Here is a 20083-nt window from a genome sequence, read left to right as displayed (position 1 = left end):
TTTAAGGGTTAAGGATATGGCAGCGAAGCCGGTGCGTGTCGGTGAGAGGCACTTTCCTCGTCAGAAAGATGCGTTGGAATTTTTCAGTAAGATGCTAAATTCGTACGGCAAAGGTGATCGCGTATCTGACTCGGATGCGATAGATCTCACTGCGCTGTTGTCTAAGCACATTAGTTATGAAGAGAAGGCGGGAGTGGGAGTTGACCACTTCATTGTTGAGGCTGATGGATATGGTGGGCAGTGTTTTTGGGTAGTTAGAAAGGATCTAACCAAGGTTGAATTCACCTATAAGCGTTGTGTAACTGGTATTTGGTAGTGCCCAGTTCTGTGCATCTTCGATGAAAATCGAATGCCCCAGTTTGGCGGCTGTCTGGCTGGTGATTGGTCCAGAGGGCAAGGCGGTGCATTGGTGGCTATTGAGGCTGGGCGGTCTCAATTGGCAAGCGCAACACATGGGTCGGGCTGATCGATTGCCAAGGTAGGCGCGTCATTCGGCGTTCGCCGTGAATCAATCAGCTTGGCGACGTTATTGAGGTGTTCCTGCCGCAATTCAGACGCGTCTGCGTCACCGGGCATGAACTAGCGAAGGAGCCCAAGGTGAACATTCTCTGTGGAATGCAATGTGGAATGGTGGCTATCAAAAACCACGTCTCGGTGAAATTCCAAGAAGCTAAGTTGCTTCGCGGAGAAGACTCCATAACGAAGTGAGGCATGTAATTTCAGGCCAAGACGAACTTGTACGTCCGACGGTAGGCTGCTCGAAACTATTAGGCGACCGCTCGACGAAAAACTAATCCAACCGCGGTCAAAAAGCAGATCCGCATGCGGGGCCAGCAGGAGTCCATTCTCCCCGTCAACGCGTTCGCTATGAGTGCTATCTGCCCATGGCTTGATATGGCTCGCGCGAAGGAATCTCAGATCCTCAATGCCGGTCAGTCGACAGCCCTTCTCAACGCCAATCAGGCGCTCACGGAACAGGCGTTGTTTTGTCCGCACTTCGGTTTCGCGTCTTGTGCTGGTCGCGCCGACGTCATCGATCGCTGCATCGATCTCAGCTTGGTCCGCCTCACTCGCCGCGAGGCCCAGTGAGGCTTCCAGCGATCTCAAGCGGAACACGATCGCAGACCTTGGCTGGCCTTCTCGATCTGGCGTGCCAGGTTGAACGTAGGAGGACTGGCACATGAACCTACCAAGGTATCGGTAGGGCCGCCCCTTGCCCATCATCTGAAACACTACGAGCGTCTTGCCATCTTTGACGTGCTCGCCGATCGCTCGGTTGCCCGCCACATACTTCATGTCTCCGACTTGACCCTCGCCGAAGTAATGAAAGACTTCGTCGTCGTCCCAGAAATCATGATAGCCATGAGACACGCCGGCTTCGCCAGTGAACGCGATGACTAGCGGATGCTCCCTAGGTGTCGAAATGCCGCCTTGCTGTTGCCCGCCAAATATGCCGTGGATTTGCTTTTGACGGTTGTAGAGCGCGCCCACCTCGAATGGGAGTTCCATCCCAGATCCCTGTCCCAGAAGCTAAGTGCCCAGGATTCTAGCCAGAACCAGGTTCCTTGTGGCATTGGCTGACGGGTTTGGCTGTCAGGATGGGGTGCAGATGGGGGTCTATTGGGATGCAGACCAAGGGCAGCCGTCCTCAGATGCGCTCAAGTTCCTCCGGCGTCCCTCGGGTGAGCCCCATCCATCTTTCCAGCGCTGTAGCTCTAATGCACCGCTTGCGGCCGTAGACATGGTGACGATCAGAAGACTTGGCCCAGAGTTGTCCACGAACAGAATGGCGTCGCCAAGTACGCTCATATCAAAGAAGCGTCTACTGGGATCATGCTTTTCGATGGTGACGCCATGGCAAGCCAACGCTTCGGCAAAGCTCTCGGCGTCGGCCCGAAGCACGGCAAACTCCGAGTCGGTGAGTCTTGGGCAATTCTCAAGCGTCATTGTGGTGGCTGGTGCGTACGTCCCGCCAATGATCAATCCCAGTAGCGCTGCCGCTGTCAGGGCAAGCAAAGTCCGGCTCGGCATAGTGAGGCCAGTGTTGGAGGCTAAACGGATCAGGCCGCGGCGGATACTTCGGAGCGTGGATACGATCCGGCGCATCGCATTCGATGTGCGTAGCGAAGCGCGCGCTACTCCCGCACCTGTAACCGCTCAGCCACCTGCGCAGTCAACGCCACACACGCCATCTTCAACCCTTCCATCACCCGATCCCCCAGGTACTCCTGGGGCGCGCCGTTCTGCCGAGTCCGCTCCGCAGCCAGCATCAGCTCCGCCACCACACGCAGCCCGGCTAGTGCGCAGTCCGCATCCGCCAGCTGTAGACAGCGCCCAGGCAGCTGATGCCGCTCCGGCCAAGGCTGGCCATCCGCCGCTGCACCAGTTCCGATGCGGCGAAGCGTGGCGACGAATGCGTTGGGATCGAGGGAGGGTGCGCGCTCGGTTTCGGCATTGTCCGGATCGTACTGCGCGTGCAGGGAACGGAAGTCCGATGTGTTCATGGCAATGCTCCGTACAGGACAAATAGCAGCGCCACCAATAAAGGTGGCGGACGGTGCGGGCTCGAAAACCGGCATATACCAGACCGGCGGATCCGAAGATCCCCACGCACCGCCCGCCATGGAACGCGAACGGATTGCCAGCCGGCGCCACACAAAAGGTGACGCCGGCCGGCAAGCGCATACATCTGGTACATAGACGGGTTTTCGAGTCCCGCGCCACCCTTTTCCGGTGGCACGCCAAGAGATACCCGCGCAGCTGCCAAATGCCAAGAAACTGCAGAACCGACGATTGCCAGTCCTGACGCTTTCGGCATTGTCGCACACGGTGTTAAGCCGGCAAGCGATTGCGCTGCAACGGTCTTCAAGGGCTTGGCGTTATTGGCCCCAAGGGTAGGAATGCCAGCAGTCAGGGCCATGGCGTAGGGTCGATCGCGACAGATTGAACCAGCGGTTCAGCCGAGCGGCGCCTCCGCCGAAGCCACGAAGCTCAAACGCACCCGAACCCGCGCATGCCGCGCGACGCCCTCAACCACGATCGGTTCGAAGCGCCACTGGACCACTGCGGTAAAGGCCGCACGATCAATGTCCCGTAGTCCGCTGGACCGCACCACCATCACGTTGGAAACGTGGCCCAGCTCATCCAGCTGAGCAACAAACAGCACCGCCATGGGGACCTGCAGCAAGGTATCGGGCGGCGTGACCGGGGCCGTTGAATACACAACGGCAGGCGCCTGCTGCCGCTCGAAGGTAGGGTTGTCACCGCGCTCCACGAACACATCAGTGGAAACCTGCGGGTCTGCCGCCATGACCATGGCAGGCGTAGCGTCCAGCAGCATCAGATCGAGGTTCAGTGCCAGGGCGGTGTTCAAACGGGGCATGCGTGGTTTCCATTCCGGTGCGCTGCCAACTTAGCGTCCATCCCCTGGCATCGCTTGCCTTGAATGCCGGCTTGCGGGACTGTTGCGCGGGTTACATAGGCACGCCCGGCCGTGGCCACAGCGCATCGTCGCGCTCCAGGTGGTAGTCGCTGCCGAGGGCCAGTGCCGCCTCGCGCGGCGGAAGGTCTGCATAGCAGTCCAGCAGGTATTCATCCATGCCGGCATCGCGATGGTCGATGGCGAACAGGTGGAGCAGCTCCTTGTCGAAGGCTTCCAGCCATGTGGGGTCGAGTCTGATCATGGGCATCCTCCAGTGAGAAGAGGAGTGTGGCCGCGATAGGTTTCACACGGCGGGACGCGCCGTCGGCGGTGCGCAAAATTTGATTGTGGTCCGATTGCATACCAATGCATGCCAGAGTAAAAGAGGACCGTAGTTACCCATCGCAACACCCATAGGAAAGGAGACCCATGGCTGCCATCGGAGACAATGACGCGCTGTTCGATTCTCAGTTGATCATCGGTCCCACGATCATTGCGGGAAGCAACCTACTTCGCCATCTGCAGGCGGTGGGCGAGTTCGACATCAACTCTGCACCCAATTGGCTGTACCTGCCCATTGAGCAGGCGTTCGCAGATGAGCTGGGATGCGCGCGCTATGTGCAGGAGCCGATTGATGCCTACACACAGGGCATGTTGCAGCAGTTGGCTGCCATCGAGGCATCGCCAGACGGGCAGGGGGCGCTTGAAGGCGACCTAGGTTCTACCGTTCGGGCAGTGGAGGCCGTGAGGATGCTGCAGGACACGGTGAAGGTGGCGCTGATCAATGGGGATCTGGTGTTGGCCTAGCGGAGCTGAAATTGGGGAGTGCCAGCTCTTGGAGCTTCGGTGCGTTGGGAATGTACGACAGCCAGGTCACGCCGGGGTAAAGTGCGGTAGGCGTGGTGCCAGCTTTCACGTAAATGAAAGGAGGTCGCCTCCCCCTCTTTCGGTTGGCCCTAGGCTAGCAATTAGGACTTTGTAAGGGATGAATATCATGGAGCAAATGGAGTCAACTCAGCCCAGACGCGGAGAATTCTTCCTCTTGATGCCGGACACCACTCGCGGGGGAAAGGGTCACGGGGTAGTGTTCGAGAATGTGAAGAAACTTCGCACGCCTCCACGGCTGATCCTACGTCCTGAAGGGGGTGGATTTCCACCTTTGGCAGAGAAACCACTGTTGGTTCACTCACCCAAGAAGGGGGGGCTTCCTGAAGATCTTGAAGGAGGGATGAGCGGTTACTGGCTCGTCTCGGAGCGCTTGCGCAACGCGTTCGTCTCTGTCGATCCCAACGGATTCGAGTTTGCGGAGAGCGAATACCGCCTCGCCAATGGATCTGAAGGGCCGCGCTACTTCCTCTGCGATGTGACCCGAGTGATCGATGCGGTCGATGAAGCTGCGTCAAAGCTCCGCGTTGTCCGCGACGAGGGCTATCCCGGAGGCAAGTTTTACGACCTCAGGGGTGGAAGTTCCCTGGCGTTCCGAAAGGATGTCATCAACCAGGCGCACATATTCCGAACGCCGTACTCAGGGAACCTGGTTTTCTGTGACAGCGCTTTGCGCGATGCGGTTCTGGCCGCCGGCATCGGTGGTAGGGGCGAGTCGCGAGGACTATCGTTTACGGACGCAGCTGATATCTGAGTCCGCTGATTGAACTCAAGGAAGAGGTCGCTCTATGCCGCGTAACAGTCCGATTCTTCAGAAGCACCATGTGCTTGAGCAACAAACCTTCAATAACAACGATTTTCTGCAGGCATTGGTGGATGCAGAGCTCGTTGAGAAGGATGTGTTCGAGAACCTGCTCTACATGCCGGCAGACAAGAGGCTCGCTGCTGCCATGGGTGTTTCCCCTCATGGCGGGGGGCCGATCAAGGACTATCAAAACGGAATCACCTTTTCTCTGGAGATGATCGAGGCATCACCAGACGGCCAAGCTGCGCTTCGCGGTGACGTGGCTGCGATGCAGCGCGTGGCAGCTCAGGTCAACGGCCTTCGCGACACGATGACGATTGGCCTAGTCAACGGTGATCTTTACACGAACGCCCCTCTTGGCATGGATTCAGATGCCATCAGGCCGCGAACGCAGGCATTCTTCGGGAATGTCGATCGCTACGCGCAGGTCCACTCTTCGCAGTACGGCGCGTTGACTGGCATGCGTCCAGACGAGCGAATGCATCTTCTAGTGACCAGAACTGAATCGCGCATTGTGGCCTTGCTGGATGTCCATGATCAGTTCGGCACCAAGCTGACTAAAGGAAGTGATCTTGAGCTTCAGAGGAACAGCTTGTCGGCGGCAATCTCCGATGCGCAACAATCTGGTCGGATTGTCATGTCGGAGCCGGGCATCCTGAAAGTGGAGCGAGTGCTAGGTGAGGAGGCTGCCTATCGCATTCGTGCGCCTCGCTTGCAACAAGGCGGCATCACTATGGACCTCCTCCTCGGCGAAGCCTCCACCAGCCAACTGATCCGATCCGGCGGCCTGCTCGCCTCTGGCGCCGACGCTGTCATTACCGCCCGTCGTACTTCGCAGCTGCTGGAAGAGGGCAACGGCACTGCCGCCCAGTCCGAGCTCACCCATGCCTTGGCGCGCAACGGCGGTGGCTGGATCGGTGGCATGGCTACGGCATCGGTGATTGGCACCTCCAGTTTCGTCCCGGCCGCCATCGTCGCAGGCGATGCGCTGCTGATGAGTAAGGCGTTCGACAAGGGCGCCGATCTGCTCGACAACCGCGCCATCTATCAGCAGACCGACAAGGCCGGCGTCACGTGGCAGTTCAATGGCCGCAATTGGGACCGTCAGGCGGTCATGGACAGCGCGGGTGACGGCCAGGGCAATCCCGCTGAGCGCAGCGTGGGTGCCAGTTACGAGAAGGCCCGCGAGCTGGGCGCATACGCCCATGTAAAAGCGGTAGAGCTGGCACTGGGCAAGGCACCGCCACCGCAGGATCCCTTCAGCATCCCGGCGCGGGACGGCGAGGGCCGTCTGGACAATCCCAACTGGCACCGCGATGCGCAGACCGAGCAGTGGACGCGGCAGGTCAAGATTGGCGTGTCCGGCGCCAACGACAGGGGGGTGTACGAGACGCAGACCGCCAGCCCCGAGCGCGCCAACGAGTTGAATCGCGAGGCGGTCCAGCGCATCGAGAACAACATCGCCAACGGCAAGGCCGCGATCGCCGCCAGTTACCTGGAGACCCGTGCTGCTACACGCGCAAGTGACTTCGTGCCGCTGGTGCCGGAAGCAGTGGAGCAGGCCCGTGCCAAGCCCGACGCCGTCCAGGGCTCGGACAACCAGCTCTACCAGCGCGACGAAGCAGGGCGATGGAGCCATGCTGGCCAGATCGCGCAGGGCAACATGGCGCTGGAGCTGGAACTGACCCGCACCATCCAGCAGCCGTCGCTCGATCAGTTCAACCAGACCATTGCCGCATTGGAATCGCGGCCGCTGCCGTCGGCGGCGGAAGTGAACCAGAACGAGCTGCGCCACAGCTACTACGCTGCGGGCGTTGCGCTGACCCCGGCGTGGGAGCAGGCCATTGCGCTGGCCACGGCGCGCACGCGCGAGCAGCTCGGCATTACGGGTCCCACATTGCAGGAACTGGGGCCTGTAGCCGAGGGCAACGCGGGCGCCTCCAGGCCCATCACCCATTACCAGGTAGGCCAGGACGGTGTGGCGCGCGCGGTCGCGACTACCAGCACGCAGGAGCTGCAGGCGGCGTGGAATGAGGTGCGGGCGCGTGCCAACGGGGAACCCGCATTGACGGAGACGACGGAACGGCAGGGCACGGCGCCGCCCTCCGCAGGGGCACCGATGACACCGGCCGCCGCGCACGCCTCGGACACGCGGCCGCAGGGGCTGGAGTTGCTGCCGGCCGGAAGCCCGGATTCTGCGCTCTACGAACAGATCCGCACGGGCGTGGCGGCGCTGGATGCTGCGCATGGGCGAACCTCTGATGGCCTCAGCGAGCGGATGAGCGCGAGCTTGCTGGTGCTGGCCAAGGACCACGGCCTGACCCGCGTGGACCATGTGCGGCTGAGCAGCGAAACGGCGCTGCACCCGGCCGGGCATACGGTGTTCCTCATACAGGGCGAGATGAGCCGGTTTCCGTTTCCCATGGCATCCATGCGCACGGAGCAAGCAGTGCAGACGCCCGTGGAAACATCGATGCAGCAGTACGCCCAGCTGAGCCAGCGGGCGCTCGAGGAGAGCAGGGATCGCCAGCTTGAGTCATCATCGCGGGATGCGCAGGCCCAGCACGCAGTGCAGGCCCCCGTGCTCGGCATGGAATGACGGCGAGGGCGCGTGCCTCCGCGCCCCTCCTTGGCAAGGAGGGGTTTCCGCGGGCGGGAACTGCTACCATTGCCCCGCAACCCAGCCAGCCCATCCGGTGCACACCCCCCGGAACGGCCGTCTCCGCACGGCCCAGCGAGCCAGGACACCTTCCCGTGCCCTTTCAAGGATGCTCGCATGTTCCGTCATTCCGCTTTCCGCTCGGCCGCCCTGGCCCTTGCCGTGTCGCTCAGCCTCGGCGCGCCCTCTGCCTTCGCCGATAACGCTCCGGCCGCCAGCGCCACCACCGCCGTGCAGCGCCAGGCTGTGGCCCAGGGCCTGTATGAGCTGGCCTACAGCCCGAAACAGAACGCCGTGTTCGTCGCCTCGTCCGGCGGCTTCGGCGAGGCCGCCGGCCCGGCCCAGGTGCTGCGCCTGAATCCGGCCACGCTGGCCGTGGAAACCCGCATCCCGCTGCAGCGCAAGGCGTTCGGCGTGGCGCTCGACGATGCCCATGATCGCCTGTACGTGGGCAATACCGTGGACCTGTCAGTGACCGTGGTCGACACCGCACAGAACACGGCCATCGGCACCGTGCAGCTGATGGAAAAGAAGACCGGCAAGGATGGCAAGGCCGCCTATACCCACGACCTGCGCGAACTGGTGGTCGACAGCGCCGCCAACCGCCTGTATGTGACCGGCCACACCAGCCAGCCGGATACCGGCAGCGTGCTGTTCGTCATTGATACCACCACGCTGAAGGTGATCAACACGATCGAGGGCCTGGGCAACGCCAAGGCGCCCGGCCTGGCGCTGGATGCGGGCAACAAGCGCGTGTACGCCAGCAACCTGCTGGCCGATCTGGTGGTGGTGGACACCGATTCCGGCAAGGTGGTGGCGCAGCACGGGATCGCCGCCGAGCAGCCGATGAACATCGCGCTGGATCCGGCCGGCACGCGCCTGTTCGTCACGGACCAGGGCTCGGAATTCCTGCGCGGCTACCAGGCCAAGAGCAGCGGCCTGGTCAGCAAGCACCCGGGCCAGCGCGTGCTGGTGCTCGACCGCCACGACGGCAAGGAACTGGCCAGCATCCCCACCGACGCCGGCCCATTGGGCATCCTGCTGGACGCCCCGCGCAAGCGCCTGTACGTGACCAACCGCGAGGCGGGTACGGTGACCGCGTACAACAGTGACAGTTACCAGAAGGTGGCCACCTACCCGGTTCCGGCCCACCCGAACAGCCTGGCGCTGGATGAGAAGAACAACGTGCTGTTCGTGAGCATCAAGAATGGCGAGGAAGAGGCCAAGGACGCGAACGAGAGCGTGGCGCGGATTCAGTTGTAAGGCGTTCGATGGGGCCGCCTGTGCATATGCACAGGCGGCGGTGGCTCAAATTAGGCCATTAGGAAATTGTTGCCTTTGATGGCTCTCTCGCACCCTGTTCTCGGGGGCATTGCTTGAACTCTGAAACCTGATCCACGGGAATTCGATAAATTGTCCCGCTATCGTCATTCTTCATTCGAACAAGAAGTACCGAGCTCGTTGAGTACACCACTTTGATCTGATCGGTAGCAGTGCCATCACCCACCAGAAGCTTGATGGATGCACTGTCGCGGGACCGTAGGGTCAGCATCATGCAGCCCTTGGATTTTTCACCTGGTGGATTGACAACCTGCGCCGTCAGGAAGGCGCCTGTTGGAGGGAACAGCATTCCCACAATGATCACGACGGATGCAAATGAGACGGCAAGTGTCCCAACACCGTACCGCTCACTTAGTCCGTCCACGGCTCGTATGACCACGGACTGAAGAAAGCCAAGTGCAACCGAAGCACCAAGCAGAGATGCGCCAATCTCCAAGTTGCTCTTCGTGACCACCAGGCCGAGCGCGAGCTGCATGATTGTATTGATCGACAATAGCTGCAGAAATCCCGTGACCAGCAAGAAGTAGGTGTCCAGGGATAGCCATTTTTGTTTCCTGTCTTCCGGCTTCGCCCAGCGCGATATGATTACGAAAATAAGTAGGCAACCTGGCGTGCTGATCCAGAGCGCAATTGTCGAAAGAGTGTCATAGAAAGACGCGACATAGATCCCGGCGAAATGAAGTGCGCCCGGAGCGATCAGGGCAAGGCTCCAGCGGAAAATCGTTCTGTCTCGGCTGGCGGGATCCTCGGGTAGTAGTTTGATTCCCCGGTCCGGTGTGTATGAGAAACGGTTGGGTGACAGCACGACGGGGGAGAAGAAGAGCACGGACAAAGCGAGGATGCGTAGCCCTGTTACTGCCAGCAACATGGGAAGTGCAGAAACTGCATCGGTGGAAAGCAGACTGAGAGGCAGTTGCTCCCTCACTGCATAGTAATAGATGCCAGCGCTCGGAAGCAGCACCGCGATGGATGCGATGAGCACTGGATGACGTTCGATCCAGGCCAGCACGGGCCGTAGTTCGGCGACCAGATTGTCGATGGCTGTCGCGAGCTCGGAATGGCTCTTGTTCATTGATCGATATTTCCTTCCATCTCATTAAACTGACTTCTGTTCGCCAGCATTCTGCGGGGGCGTGCACTTTGCTCGAGCGCCTGAGGCTGCAAAGTACCATCTGTACCGCGCCAAGTTGCGGCAATTGTCGATGCGCGGAAGCAAGTATCCATCGTGTGCTGGTCTTCGATGGTCACGCCAAAAACGCAACGGTGTTTTGCTCGTAGTGCTTCCTAAGGGATCCAGCGTGCCCCGACACGCCCCTGGCCGGCACTAGGGCTGGCATGTAGTCCCCCGAATAGCCATGTGCCGGATGCGGACAGCGTGCTTGGCGCAGGCTGCCCCTCAACGGCCGCGGCGCGGCCGGTGGATGTGCAGGCGATGTCATGAGGGAGTGCGATTCCCTCACGGCCTCCACAGGGCGGCGCCACTAGCCTGCACGTTCTCCCCTTCCACAGGAGCCCCCATGCCTGCTTCCCGCATCCGGCTGCATGTTGAAGACAGCGGCGGCGACGGCCGCCCGGTGATCCTGATCCACGGTTGGCCGTTGTCGGCGGACGCCTGGAAGGCGCAGGTGCCGATCCTGCGTGACGCCCAGCATCGAGTGATCTGTTACGACCGCCGGGGCTTTGGCCGTTCTGACAAGCCCGCCGACGGCTATGACTACGACACGCTGGCCGCAGACCTGGCCGCGCTGATCGAAGACCGCGATCTGCACGACGTGACGCTGGTGGGTTTTTCGATGGGTGGCGGCGAGGTGGCGCGCTACGTGGCCAACCATGGCCAGGCGCGCCTGCACAGCGTGGTGTTCGCCGCTGCGGTGCCGCCCTGCCTGCTGCGCGCCGACGACAACCCGGAAGGACCGCTGACCCCGGACGCGGCCGACGAAATGCGCAAGGGGTTGCAGGCAGATCGCGAGGCGTTCTTCGATGACTTCACGCGCCAGTTCTTCAGCGCCAACGGCAAGCTGATGGTTACCGAGGACGAGCGGCAGTCGGCCATCGCGCTGTGCCATCAATCGGACCAGGCGGCTGCGCTGGGCTGCATGCAGGCATTCGCCACCACGGATTTCCGCCGCGACCTGCAGAAGATCACCGTGCCGACGCTGATCCTGCACGGCGACAGCGACGCCATCGTGCCGTTCGAGGGCTCCGGAAAGCGCACGCATCGTGCGATTCCGGGCAGCGAGGTGGTGATGCTGCAGGGGGCGCCGCATGGCTGCAATACCAGCCACGCCGACCATTTCAATCTGGCGTTGCTGAATTTCCTGAAGCGCTAGGCATTCGCGATGCTTGTCCTGGACGCCCCGTCCGGCGCTACCGGCCGGGCCAGGGTTGCCATCCGGGCTGCATCCACGGGGAGATTTCGTCCTGGCGGACGGTGATGGCCTCACGCGGCACGCCGCCCAGCCGGGCAAGTTCGGTGCGCAACGCCTCGGCTTCCACGGGTATGGCCGTGGCGATCTGCAGCGCGTCAGGACGATGCCTGACCTGCACGGGAAGCGTGGCATGCGCTTCATGCGTGGCGCCGGTGCGGGGCACCGGGTAGCGCATCGATACCGGCCGGGAGAGGTGCGAGAGCACGGGTTGCCACGCCTGCAGCAGCACCGCGTGTGCCGCCGCGGGAACGCGGACCTCGGCAACGGTGGCGGGGTAGCCGGTGAGGCTGCGGGCCATGACCAGGAAGCGCGCGCCATCGGGCGTGATCGCCACGGCGGCGACCAGAGCCGACACGGCGATGCAGGCCGCTGCAATGTGCCAGCGTCGTGGTGCGGTTGCGGGCCGGGTAGCAGTGCGCAGGCCCGGGCGGCGCCGCAGTGCGCGCGCATGCAGGCGCCGGTCTTTCCTGCGCGGGCTGCTGCTGGGCTCGGGCAGGTTCAAGGGAACGCGTGGCAGGCGGGCCAGGCGGGCGTTGATCAGGCGCGACAGCACGCTGCAGGCCAGCACGAATACCGATAGCGGAAACAACACCCGCACGGCCAGATACAGCACTACCATCCACTCGACTCCGGCACGCGCCTGTTCCGTCGGCTCGACATCCTACCGGGCAGGCTGAAGATTGTCGCATCCGCCTGCCGACAACCCCGGGGTGCCGTGGTTAGGATGGTCCTCCGTTGTCATGGATGAACCGCTTGTGTCCGTTGCGTCCCGCTTCTGCCGTGCCTGTGGCCCGGGTCCCATGCTGCTGGTGTTGCAATGGGTCGCATTGCTGGCCGTGGCGCTGGCTGCGGGCTTCTTCCGCTACCGGGTAGACCTGCTGCTGGAGCCGGTGGAACAGGCATGCGGTGGCCCCGATCCGGTGGCGCGCATGCAGGTGGCGGAGCAGTTGATGTCGCGTTCCGAGGCCCTGCAGGCGTGGCTGCCGTTCGAGTGGGTTCCGATGGCGGGCGTGGTGCTGGCGCTGCTGGGGGCGATGTCGATGGGGGCTTACCGGGCCGGCCGGCTGCAGGGGCGCCTGCGCGTCGCGAACGGGACGCTGATGGTGCTGCATGGCGCGTTGCTGGTCGCGGCCGCGTGGACGCTGCATCTGTACGAAGTGGCATGGACCAGCGTGGCCACGCTGGCCCCGGCCTCGTGCCTTGTGGAGCTGGCCCCGCAGGGCGAGGTGCCGTTGGCGCAGGCCCAGCAGCTGGTGTTCGATATCCTCACCCGCCAGAACGCGTCGTTGCTGCGCAACCCGGATGACCTGGCGCTGGTGCTGGCCGCTTTGCTGGCGGTGGCGATGGTGGCGGGCGTTGCGCTGTGGCGGGCGATTGCGCGTGCGCGGCAGGGAAGGCGGCGCCGGGCGTAACGGGAGCTCCCGCGGGCCACGCCGGAAGCCCGGATACGCGCTACAGTCGACGCCTCGCCACGCCAGGGAAGATCCGATGCGCTTGTTGCTGCGTGCTTTGCCATTGCTGCTGCTGTCGCTCGCGGTGCACGCCGCCGGGAGCGATCGCCGCATCGCGGTGACCATCGACGACCTGCCCTGGGCGCGGCTGGATCAGATCGCGCCGGCTGACCTGCAGGCACGGCATGACGCACTGATGGCGCAGCTGCGCCAGGCGGCCGTGCCGGTGATCGGCTTCGTCAACGAGAACAAGCTGGAGGTCGATGGGCAGGTGCAGCCGGCGCGGGTGCAGATGCTGCGCGATTGGCTGGACGCCGGCTACGTGCTGGGCAATCACACCTGGTCGCACATGGACCTCAATGCCAATGGCGTGGCGGCGTTCCAGCAGGATTTCCTGCGCGGCGAGACGGTGCTGCGGCCGTTGCTGGCCGAACGTGGCCAGGTGCCGACGTGGATGCGGCATCCCTACCTGCGCGCTGGACGCACCGCAGAGGAGCGCGCGCAGATGGATGCGTTCTTCAGGCGGCACGGCTACCGCGTGGCGCCGGTGACGGTGGACAACGGAGAGTGGGTGTGGGCGTTCGCCTATGCCAACGTGATGAACGAACAGCCGGATTCCCCGGCGCGCGAAGCGACGCTGGCGCAACTGCGCAGGGGCTACGTGCCCTACATGCTGAACAAGCTGGACTACTACGAGCGGCAGTCCCAGGCATTGCTGGGCTACGCAGTGCCACAGGTGTGGCTCATGCATGCCAACGAACTCAACGCCGCCGCCTTCGCCGAACTGGTGGCGGCGACGAAACGCCGTGGCTATCGCTTCATTTCGCTGGACGAAGCGATGCGTGACCCGGCGTATGCGCGGGGTGCCGAAGGCTACAACGGCCGCTATGGCCCCAGCTGGCTGCACCGCTGGGCGATGGCGGAGAACAAGCCGAAGTCCTTCTACGCGGGCGAACCGGAGGTGCCGGCGTGGGTGATGAAGCTGGCCAAGGTCGATTCGGAGTGACGCTCAGCGCCTGACGGCGAGCACGCCGTCCAGTGCCAGCTCGGCCTTGAAACCGGCCTTTTCCAGGCGCTTGGCCACTTCGCGCGGTACATCGCGACCGCTGGTCAGCTTGTTCGGGGCGCCGGTGTAATGGAACAACCGCCCGCCCTTGCGGATGACGCGCGCCAGGTGGTCATAGAACACCTGCGAGTACAACTCGCCGGCGATGCCGAAGCGCGGCGGGTCGTGCAGGATCGCGTCGACGCTGTTGCTGGCCACCTGTTCGATCTGCTGGGAGACGTCGCCGTGGCTGAACTGCAGGCGGCCCCCGGCGGCCGCCGAGTCCGGGTCCGGCGACCACGGGTTGAGCGTGCGCAGCCACATCACATCGGCGTTCTTCTCGAATGATCGGATCTGGCCGGCACCGGCTTCCAGCGCACACGCGGCGAAGTAGCCGAGGCCACCGCAGGTATCGAGGATGACCTTGCCGGCCGGAGCGACCAGCTCGACCTTGCGGCGCGCATCCTCGAATGGCGACAGCTTCGAGGTCGGCAGCATCTTGATGCCGTCGATCTCGAACGTCGGTGCGCCCCATTCGGTCGGCACCAGCTTGATCAGCGAGCCGCTGTAGCGCGAGATCGGCGCGAACTCCTCGCCATCCCAGTAATACAGCGTGCGGTCCTTCAGCTTGCCCGGCCAGGGATAGGGCTGGCCCCGGAAGTGGAAGCCGTCCGCATCCAGCGCCACGCAGTCCTGGCTGCGGCCGAGGTCGAGCGAGCCCTGCCAGTCGGCAGCGCCCTTGTCATGGGCACGGCGCAGGGTGTCGGCGCTGTCGCGGGTCAGCAGGGGGCCGGTGTAATGGGGCACGGCGGTACCGGGGCGGTTCGGGGGAGGGCATGGTACCGCAGCTGTTGTAGGACCGAGCCCACCCTTGGCTCCACCATGCCTGCATCCACGCATGGCGTGGATCCACTGCAAAAGGAGCCGAGCGTGGGCTCGGATTTACAGTTCAATTGCACTTCACCGCATACACCGGCCCGGCCCCGATCAGAATCAGCACGATGTAGTCGCGGTCGCTGGCCTTGTGCAGGGCTCTTGGATCGCGCTCCTACTGGCCATCGCGACCGAAGGGGAAGAATTACTGGCCACCTTCCTTGTCGATGCGGAAGCCGCCCGAAAGCCAGGGGGCAGCTGGTGAAGTCAGAACGGAATGATGTCAGTGATGATTGCAGCCGTGGCAGGGGGGCCAGGTATCAGTCGGCCCTGATGGAACCGCGATCGCTTGCGCAGGCGCGCGGTACGCACCCTTCCATCAACGTATTCATGGTCTGTGGGGCATGAGCGAAGCAGAGGACTCTCGCGGTGTGATTCCCCACAGTGTTGGGTGGGTAATACTCGCTATAAAAGGTCTGGCACCTTCCGTTGTCGATTTGCGCGCTACCCTGGATGTTCCCGCTGACTGAGCTGTTGAATCTCACAGTTCCGTGGGAAACGAAGTTCTGGCCGGCTGATACCTGTCCATTGGGTGCATAGGCGAATACATAGTCCGTACTCTTTGCGTCACTAGCGCCGTTCGACTCGATGCTTGAGCAATGCCATGCAGCGCTTCCTGGCCCCACCGTGATGGACTCGCCCTTGGCGGGATTCATCCCAATATCTGCGCAGGAAGCCTCGTGGTACTGCTTCGTTGCTTCCGATTGATCATCGTAGCGATATACATATTGCCCCTTCGAGTTGCGGGTGAGGGACTGCTCCACACTGACCGTTCGCCCGATGGAGTCAGGCCATTCTGCGCTGCGAACAATTCTCGCTGGGGACTTCGCTTCGTCAGCGGTCTGTCTATCAGCTGGAGTACCGTCTGCTGCCTGCACGGATGCAGAGACGATGAACATGAGAGTGGCTACGTGCAATTTCATCTGGACCTCTCCAATCTGGGTGAGGCTCCATCTTCACTACTTGCCCAGTGGTGCATTGGGTTGCATCACGCAGTTATTCGGATTTCAAACATTCCTCAAAAACCGGTGTCGCTAATCGCACCTCACCGCATACACCGGCCCGGCCCCGATCAGCATCAGCGCCATGTAATCACTGTCACTGGCCTTGCCCTTCAACGTCGCACCCTTGTTGAAGTGGAAGATGCCGAAGCCGCCAGCCATGCGGATCAACGCACTGTCGATCTGGTCGGCGTCTTCGCGGAAGTAGCGGCTGATCTCGCTGGACGTGGCCTTGTGCAGGGCGTTGGGTTCGCGCTGCCACTGCTCGCCACGGCTGAACGAGACGAAGTACTGGCCACCTTCCTTGTCGATGCGGAAGTCGGCGGGTTTGCCCGCGCGGGTCGCGAAGCAGCCCTGCAGCGGGTCGGCGGAGAAGGGAAGCCGTGCCCCGTCACCGCACGCGGTGAGCAGCAGGAGGGCACCGGGCAGCAGCAGGCGGCGCGTGCGCATGGGATGTCCCTACAGGGCAGGTGCGGCCAGTGTAGGCAGCACGCGGGCGTGTCCCGTACAGAAATTCGGCAAGGACACAGGGGGTTTCGGATGGCGCAGGGCAAGGCACCCTGGTGCGGCGTGGCCAGTTGGCTGGGTATTGCAGTGGGTTGGGGCGCGGGGCTGGCGGGCTGCGGCCTGGCGATGGCCTCACGCGTGCGCGGCGAGCGCTGGCCGTGGATCGGCATCGGTGGTGCGGTGCTGAGCGCGCTGCCGCGGCTGATGTACCTGCTGCGGATGATGTTGGAGCTTTGAGTGTAGAGCCGAGCCCACGCTCGGCTTATGGTCTGCGACAGCCGAGCATGGCTCGGCTCTACAAAGGCAGTGGCAAGCCGAGCGTGGGCTCGGCTACAGATTCGACGGCAGTCGCGCAGGTTCAGCTGCGGTGGATCTCCACCGTTACATGCACCAGTTCTTCGTGGATCGCCAGCGCGTTGCGCACGGTGTCGGCATCCAGGCTGGCGTCGCTGGTGACCACGCTGGCGCTGACCGCGTACTTGCCGCGCCCCACCTGCCAGACATGCAGGTCGGCCAGGCGTGCAGGCCACGGGCCCTGTTCGATCACTTCGCGCACTTCGGCCACCACCGGCGCGTCCATCTGCGCGTCGAGCAGGATGCGGCCACTGTCGCGCAGCAGGCCAACCGCCCACACCGTGACCAGCACCGCGCCGACCAGGCCCATCACCGGGTCCAGCCAGGTCAGGCCGAGCAGCTTGCCGCCGAGCAGGGCGACGATGGCCAGCACCGAGGTGGCGGCGTCGGCCAGCACGTGGAGGTAGGCCGAGCGCAGGTTGAGGTCGTGAGCGTGCGCATGGCCGTGATCGTGATCGTGATCGTGGTCATGCCCATGATGATGGCCATGATCGTGCCCATGGTGATGATGCGCGTGGCCGGGGCTGTCGTGCAGCCACCAGGCGCACAGCAGGTTCACGCCCAGCCCGACCGCAGCGATGACGATCGCTTCATCGTAGTGGATGGGCGCCGGCACCCACAGCCGCTGCAATGACTGCACCGCCATCAGCGCAGCGACACCGAGCAGGGCGATGGCGCTGGTATAGCCCGCCAGGATCTCGATCTTCCAGGTGCCGAAGGCGAACCGTGGATCGTGCGCATAGCGGCGCGCACAGCGATAGGCGAACACCGCAAGGCCCAGCGCCAGTGCGTGCGAGCTCATGTGCCAGCCATCAGCGAGCACGGCCATGGAGTTGAACCACCAGCCGCCGATGATCTCCACCAGCATCATGCTGACGGTAAGCCACATGGCGCGGCGGGTATTGCGTTCGGCCAGCGGATTGCCGTCGTCGAAGCGATGTTCGTGGCGACGGGCGGCGGCCAGGGCATCCAGGTGCATGGGGGAGACCAGAGGGTGGAAGGGATACCCCCATAGGGTATACGATCCCGGCATGGCCCATGTACACACGAATCGAAAGCAGCTGCTGGCCCGGGTGCGCCGGATCGGCGGGCAGGTGGCGGCGTTGGAGCAGGCGCTGGACAGGCCGGAAGGCGAAGCGGGTGATTGCGCCGACGTGCTGGTGCAGGTCGCCGCCGTACGTGGTGCCGCCCATGGCCTGCTGATGGAGCTGCTGCACGAGCATCTGCAGGAACACGTGGTGGGCGCCGAGGACCCGCAGCAGCGGGCGGCCGAGGCCGAGGTGCTGGTGGCGTTGTTGCGCCGCTACGGGAAGTGATCCGGTAGCGCCGGCCGCTTGCCGGCAATTGCAGGTTGCGTCCGAAGCGCGCACGGTTGCCGGCCAGCGGCCAGCGGCCAGCGGCCAGCGCTACCGGTGCCGTCGCCGCGCGTTCCAGAGGTGCGTGGCTGCCAACAGCAGGCTGCCGGCGACCGTCAGGGGGGTCTCCCACTCATGCGAGGGCAGGGCGAGCGCCCCGGCCAGCAACAGCGCCAGGCCGGTGCCCGCGGCGGCCCAGGCCAGTGCGGGCAGCGGACGACGGCGGGCTGCACGCCATAGGGCATAGCCGGTCAGCGGCAGGGCGATGGCCACGAACAGCAGATGCACCCATCCCGCGTCGGCCCAGGCACCGAACAGCGGCAGCGCGCTGGCGAGCAGGGGCAGGGCGAGGCAGTGCAGCAGGCACAGGCCGGACAGGGTGACCGCGCCGGCATCGAGCAGGGCGGCAGAGGGTGACTTCATCGGGGGGGCTCCTTGCACAACAAGTGTTATACAGTAACATTTGTCGTCCCGCTGCCAACCGGCTCTGACATGAACACTGTTTCCCGCGCCGACCGTCGCCTTCCGGTCACCGTGCTGTCCGGCTTTCTCGGGGCCGGCAAGACCACCCTGCTCAACCAGATCCTGCGCAACCGCGACGGGCGGCGTGTGGCGGTCATCGTCAACGACATGAGCGAGGTCAACATCGACGCGCAGTGGGTGCGCGAGGGCGGCGCCGAACTGCGCCGCACCGAGGAGACGCTGGTGGAGTTCAGCAACGGCTGCATCTGCTGCACGCTGCGCGATGACCTGCTGCAGGAAGTGCGGCGCCTGGCCACTGCTGGCCGCTACGACTACCTGCTGATTGAGTCGACCGGGATCGGCGAGCCGATGCCGGTGGCGGCCACCTTTGCAGTGCGCGACGCGCAGGGCTTCAGCCTGAATGACATCGCGCGCCTGGACACGATGGTGACCGTGGTCGATGGCAGCGCGTTCCTCGCCGATTTCGGTTCGACGCTGCGCCTGGCCGAGCGCGGCCAGCAGGCCGGACCGGAAGACGACCGCGGGGTGGTCGACCTGCTCTGCGAGCAGGTCGAATTTGCCGATGTGATCGTGGTCAGCAAGGTCGACCAGGTGGATGACGAAGTGCTGCAGGACACGCTGGCGGTGCTGCGTGGACTGAACCGCGACGCGAAACTGCTGCTGTCCCGCTTCGGCGATGTGCCGCTGGCCGAGCTGCTGGACACTGGCCGCTTCGACTTCGAGCGCGCGCAGCGCGCACCGGGCTGGGTGAAGGAACTGCGCGGCGAACATACGCCGGAGACCGAGGAATATGGCATCGGCAGTTTCGTCTACCGCTCGCGGCGTCCGTTCCACCCCGCGCGTTTCGCACGCGTGCTGCAGTCGGGCATGCCCGGCGTGATACGCAGCAAGGGCTGGTTCTGGCTGGCCAACCGCATGGACTGGGTGGGTGAGCTGAACAGCGTCGGTGCCGCGACGCGCACGCAGGCGGCGGGTTTCTGGTACGCCGCGCGCGAGCGCGTGCGTGCCGGTCTGGAAGACACCACGCCCTTGCTGCCGCCGACGCAGCTGCCCTACAGCGACCTCGGCTGGGCGCGGCAGCAGGCGGGGTGCTGGAGCGCGCCGTTGCCGGGCCTGGACACATTCCCGGACGAGGCTGCGCATTCGGCCATGCAGCGCCTGTGGCACCCGTTGTGGGGCGATCGCCGCCAGGAGCTGGTGGTGATCGGCGTACACATGGACGAGCGCGCGGTGCGCGCAGAGCTGGACGCCTGCCTGCTCAACGACCAGGAGCTGCGCGCCGGCCCGTTGCTGTGGCAGCAGCTGCCGCAGGCGTTCCCGCTGTGGAAGCGGTGAGCGGCATGCCCTTGTAGAGCCGAGCCCGCGCTCGGCTGTCGATCATTGCATCCATGCATGGGATGGATCCATGGCAGCC

At 63.7% G+C, this 20083-nt stretch carries 21 protein-coding genes; 11 read left to right on the top strand and 10 right to left on the bottom strand.

Annotated features, from left to right (window positions below):
- Positions 1–16: 16 nt before the first annotated feature.
- The gene (locus tag A9K58_RS20245; protein ID WP_081284163.1) at positions 17–316 is read left to right on the top strand and encodes a DCL family protein; all 300 of its coding nucleotides are present in this window, start codon (positions 17–19) and stop codon (positions 314–316) included.
- 263 nt (positions 317–579) lie between these two features.
- Here the strand turns inward: A9K58_RS20245 and A9K58_RS19340 are convergent, their stop codons facing one another.
- From A9K58_RS19340 to A9K58_RS18135, 4 genes are all read right to left on the bottom strand, one after another.
- Complete coding sequence (locus A9K58_RS19340) at positions 580–1509, bottom strand: HNH endonuclease (RefSeq protein WP_081284162.1); 930 nt, start codon at positions 1507–1509, stop codon at positions 580–582.
- Positions 1510–2135: 626 nt separating this feature from the next.
- Complete coding sequence (locus A9K58_RS18145) at positions 2136–2504, bottom strand: hypothetical protein (RefSeq protein WP_065200668.1); 369 nt, start codon at positions 2502–2504, stop codon at positions 2136–2138.
- 452 nt (positions 2505–2956) lie between these two features.
- The gene (locus tag A9K58_RS18140) at positions 2957–3382 is read right to left on the bottom strand and encodes a TonB family protein (protein WP_065200667.1); all 426 of its coding nucleotides are present in this window, start codon (positions 3380–3382) and stop codon (positions 2957–2959) included.
- Between the two features lie 91 nt (positions 3383–3473).
- Positions 3474–3683 (bottom strand): hypothetical protein, encoded by a 210-nt coding sequence (locus A9K58_RS18135; RefSeq protein WP_196769212.1) that lies wholly within the window; start codon positions 3681–3683, stop codon positions 3474–3476.
- Between the two features lie 167 nt (positions 3684–3850).
- Between A9K58_RS18135 and A9K58_RS18130 the strand changes: the two genes are divergently transcribed.
- The 4 genes from A9K58_RS18130 (at position 3851) to A9K58_RS18115 (ending at position 9033) form a co-directional block, all read left to right on the top strand.
- Positions 3851–4228: a hypothetical protein gene (locus A9K58_RS18130; RefSeq protein WP_065200665.1), complete on the top strand. Its 378-nt coding sequence runs from the start codon at positions 3851–3853 to the stop codon at positions 4226–4228.
- A 187-nt stretch (positions 4229–4415) separates the two neighbouring features.
- Positions 4416–5060, top strand: coding sequence for a DUF1629 domain-containing protein (locus A9K58_RS18125; RefSeq protein ID WP_081284160.1), 645 nt, complete (start codon positions 4416–4418; stop codon positions 5058–5060).
- Positions 5061–5094: 34 nt separating this feature from the next.
- Positions 5095–7710: an XVIPCD domain-containing protein gene (locus A9K58_RS18120; RefSeq protein ID WP_065200663.1), complete on the top strand. Its 2616-nt coding sequence runs from the start codon at positions 5095–5097 to the stop codon at positions 7708–7710.
- A 177-nt stretch (positions 7711–7887) separates the two neighbouring features.
- Positions 7888–9033: a YncE family protein gene (locus tag A9K58_RS18115; RefSeq protein WP_065200662.1), complete on the top strand. Its 1146-nt coding sequence runs from the start codon at positions 7888–7890 to the stop codon at positions 9031–9033.
- A gap of 58 nt (positions 9034–9091) precedes the next feature.
- Here A9K58_RS18115 and A9K58_RS18110 read toward each other — a convergent pair whose 3' ends face one another.
- A complete protein-coding gene (locus A9K58_RS18110; RefSeq protein ID WP_065200661.1) occupies positions 9092–10183 on the bottom strand; it encodes a hypothetical protein in 1092 nt (363 codons plus the stop codon).
- Positions 10184–10628: 445 nt separating this feature from the next.
- Here A9K58_RS18110 and A9K58_RS18105 point away from each other — a divergent pair, with 445 nt between their 5' ends.
- Positions 10629–11441 carry an alpha/beta fold hydrolase gene (locus A9K58_RS18105; protein WP_065200660.1) on the top strand — a complete coding sequence of 271 codons (813 nt, stop codon included), beginning with the start codon at positions 10629–10631 and terminating at the stop codon, positions 11439–11441.
- 37 nt (positions 11442–11478) lie between these two features.
- Here the strand turns inward: A9K58_RS18105 and A9K58_RS18100 are convergent, their stop codons facing one another.
- On the bottom strand, positions 11479–12159 hold the full coding sequence (locus A9K58_RS18100; RefSeq protein WP_065200659.1) for a hypothetical protein: 681 nt from the start codon (positions 12157–12159) through the stop codon (positions 11479–11481).
- Positions 12160–12280: 121 nt separating this feature from the next.
- Between A9K58_RS18100 and A9K58_RS18095 the strand changes: the two genes are divergently transcribed.
- Entirely contained in the window at positions 12281–12952 is a 672-nt protein-coding gene (locus A9K58_RS18095; RefSeq protein ID WP_065200658.1) for a hypothetical protein, read from the top strand.
- Positions 12953–13028: 76 nt separating this feature from the next.
- Positions 13029–13997 (top strand): polysaccharide deacetylase family protein, encoded by a 969-nt coding sequence (locus tag A9K58_RS18090; protein ID WP_065200657.1) that lies wholly within the window; start codon positions 13029–13031, stop codon positions 13995–13997.
- Between the two features lie 3 nt (positions 13998–14000).
- Here the strand turns inward: A9K58_RS18090 and A9K58_RS18085 are convergent, their stop codons facing one another.
- Positions 14001–14843, bottom strand: a complete 843-nt coding sequence (locus A9K58_RS18085; RefSeq protein ID WP_065200656.1) for a class I SAM-dependent methyltransferase — start codon at positions 14841–14843, stop codon at positions 14001–14003.
- A gap of 1160 nt (positions 14844–16003) precedes the next feature.
- Positions 16004–16420: a hypothetical protein gene (locus tag A9K58_RS18080; RefSeq protein WP_065200655.1), complete on the bottom strand. Its 417-nt coding sequence runs from the start codon at positions 16418–16420 to the stop codon at positions 16004–16006.
- A gap of 90 nt (positions 16421–16510) precedes the next feature.
- Here A9K58_RS18080 and A9K58_RS18075 point away from each other — a divergent pair, with 90 nt between their 5' ends.
- A complete protein-coding gene (locus tag A9K58_RS18075) occupies positions 16511–16714 on the top strand; it encodes a hypothetical protein (protein ID WP_065200654.1) in 204 nt (67 codons plus the stop codon).
- A gap of 121 nt (positions 16715–16835) precedes the next feature.
- On the opposite strand, the gene dmeF is transcribed toward A9K58_RS18075, so the two are convergent.
- Complete coding sequence (dmeF, locus tag A9K58_RS18070; RefSeq protein ID WP_065200653.1) at positions 16836–17810, bottom strand: CDF family Co(II)/Ni(II) efflux transporter DmeF; 975 nt, start codon at positions 17808–17810, stop codon at positions 16836–16838.
- A gap of 52 nt (positions 17811–17862) precedes the next feature.
- On the opposite strand from dmeF, the gene A9K58_RS18065 reads away from it, so the two are divergent.
- Positions 17863–18147 (top strand): metal-sensing transcriptional repressor, encoded by a 285-nt coding sequence (locus tag A9K58_RS18065; protein WP_065200652.1) that lies wholly within the window; start codon positions 17863–17865, stop codon positions 18145–18147.
- Positions 18148–18237: 90 nt separating this feature from the next.
- Here A9K58_RS18065 and A9K58_RS18060 read toward each other — a convergent pair whose 3' ends face one another.
- Entirely contained in the window at positions 18238–18609 is a 372-nt protein-coding gene (locus tag A9K58_RS18060; RefSeq protein WP_065200651.1) for a MerC domain-containing protein, read from the bottom strand.
- Between the two features lie 69 nt (positions 18610–18678).
- Here A9K58_RS18060 and A9K58_RS18055 point away from each other — a divergent pair, with 69 nt between their 5' ends.
- Positions 18679–20004, top strand: coding sequence for a GTP-binding protein (locus tag A9K58_RS18055; RefSeq protein ID WP_065200650.1), 1326 nt, complete (start codon positions 18679–18681; stop codon positions 20002–20004).
- Positions 20005–20083 lie beyond the last annotated feature (79 nt).

Source organism: Stenotrophomonas maltophilia (assembly GCF_001676385.1).
Lineage (GTDB): Bacteria > Pseudomonadota > Gammaproteobacteria > Xanthomonadales > Xanthomonadaceae > Stenotrophomonas > Stenotrophomonas maltophilia_J.
Note: the sequence above shows the minus strand (reverse complement) of the source record. Positions and strands in the feature narration are given on the sequence as shown.

What these genes read in the sequence shown, in the direction of transcription:
- A9K58_RS20245 (WP_081284163.1), top strand. Translation starts at nt 17, where the DNA reads ATGGCAGCGAAGCCGGTGCGTGTCGGTGAGAGGCACTTTCCTCGTCAG.
- A9K58_RS19340 (WP_081284162.1), bottom strand. Translation starts at nt 1,509, where the DNA reads ATGGAACTCCCATTCGAGGTGGGCGCGCTCTACAACCGTCAAAAGCAA.
- A9K58_RS18145 (WP_065200668.1), bottom strand. Translation starts at nt 2,504, where the DNA reads ATGAACACATCGGACTTCCGTTCCCTGCACGCGCAGTACGATCCGGAC.
- A9K58_RS18140 (WP_065200667.1), bottom strand. Translation starts at nt 3,382, where the DNA reads ATGCCCCGTTTGAACACCGCCCTGGCACTGAACCTCGATCTGATGCTG.
- A9K58_RS18135 (WP_196769212.1), bottom strand. Translation starts at nt 3,683, where the DNA reads ATGATCAGACTCGACCCCACATGGCTGGAAGCCTTCGACAAGGAGCTG.
- A9K58_RS18130 (WP_065200665.1), top strand. Translation starts at nt 3,851, where the DNA reads ATGGCTGCCATCGGAGACAATGACGCGCTGTTCGATTCTCAGTTGATC.
- A9K58_RS18125 (WP_081284160.1), top strand. Translation starts at nt 4,416, where the DNA reads ATGGAGCAAATGGAGTCAACTCAGCCCAGACGCGGAGAATTCTTCCTC.
- A9K58_RS18120 (WP_065200663.1), top strand. Translation starts at nt 5,095, where the DNA reads ATGCCGCGTAACAGTCCGATTCTTCAGAAGCACCATGTGCTTGAGCAA.
- A9K58_RS18115 (WP_065200662.1), top strand. Translation starts at nt 7,888, where the DNA reads ATGTTCCGTCATTCCGCTTTCCGCTCGGCCGCCCTGGCCCTTGCCGTG.
- A9K58_RS18110 (WP_065200661.1), bottom strand. Translation starts at nt 10,183, where the DNA reads ATGAACAAGAGCCATTCCGAGCTCGCGACAGCCATCGACAATCTGGTC.
- A9K58_RS18105 (WP_065200660.1), top strand. Translation starts at nt 10,629, where the DNA reads ATGCCTGCTTCCCGCATCCGGCTGCATGTTGAAGACAGCGGCGGCGAC.
- A9K58_RS18100 (WP_065200659.1), bottom strand. Translation starts at nt 12,159, where the DNA reads ATGGTAGTGCTGTATCTGGCCGTGCGGGTGTTGTTTCCGCTATCGGTA.
- A9K58_RS18095 (WP_065200658.1), top strand. Translation starts at nt 12,281, where the DNA reads ATGGATGAACCGCTTGTGTCCGTTGCGTCCCGCTTCTGCCGTGCCTGT.
- A9K58_RS18090 (WP_065200657.1), top strand. Translation starts at nt 13,029, where the DNA reads ATGCGCTTGTTGCTGCGTGCTTTGCCATTGCTGCTGCTGTCGCTCGCG.
- A9K58_RS18080 (WP_065200655.1), bottom strand. Translation starts at nt 16,420, where the DNA reads ATGCGCACGCGCCGCCTGCTGCTGCCCGGTGCCCTCCTGCTGCTCACC.
- A9K58_RS18075 (WP_065200654.1), top strand. Translation starts at nt 16,511, where the DNA reads ATGGCGCAGGGCAAGGCACCCTGGTGCGGCGTGGCCAGTTGGCTGGGT.
- dmeF (WP_065200653.1), bottom strand. Translation starts at nt 17,810, where the DNA reads ATGCACCTGGATGCCCTGGCCGCCGCCCGTCGCCACGAACATCGCTTC.
- A9K58_RS18065 (WP_065200652.1), top strand. Translation starts at nt 17,863, where the DNA reads ATGGCCCATGTACACACGAATCGAAAGCAGCTGCTGGCCCGGGTGCGC.
- A9K58_RS18060 (WP_065200651.1), bottom strand. Translation starts at nt 18,609, where the DNA reads ATGAAGTCACCCTCTGCCGCCCTGCTCGATGCCGGCGCGGTCACCCTG.
- A9K58_RS18055 (WP_065200650.1), top strand. Translation starts at nt 18,679, where the DNA reads ATGAACACTGTTTCCCGCGCCGACCGTCGCCTTCCGGTCACCGTGCTG.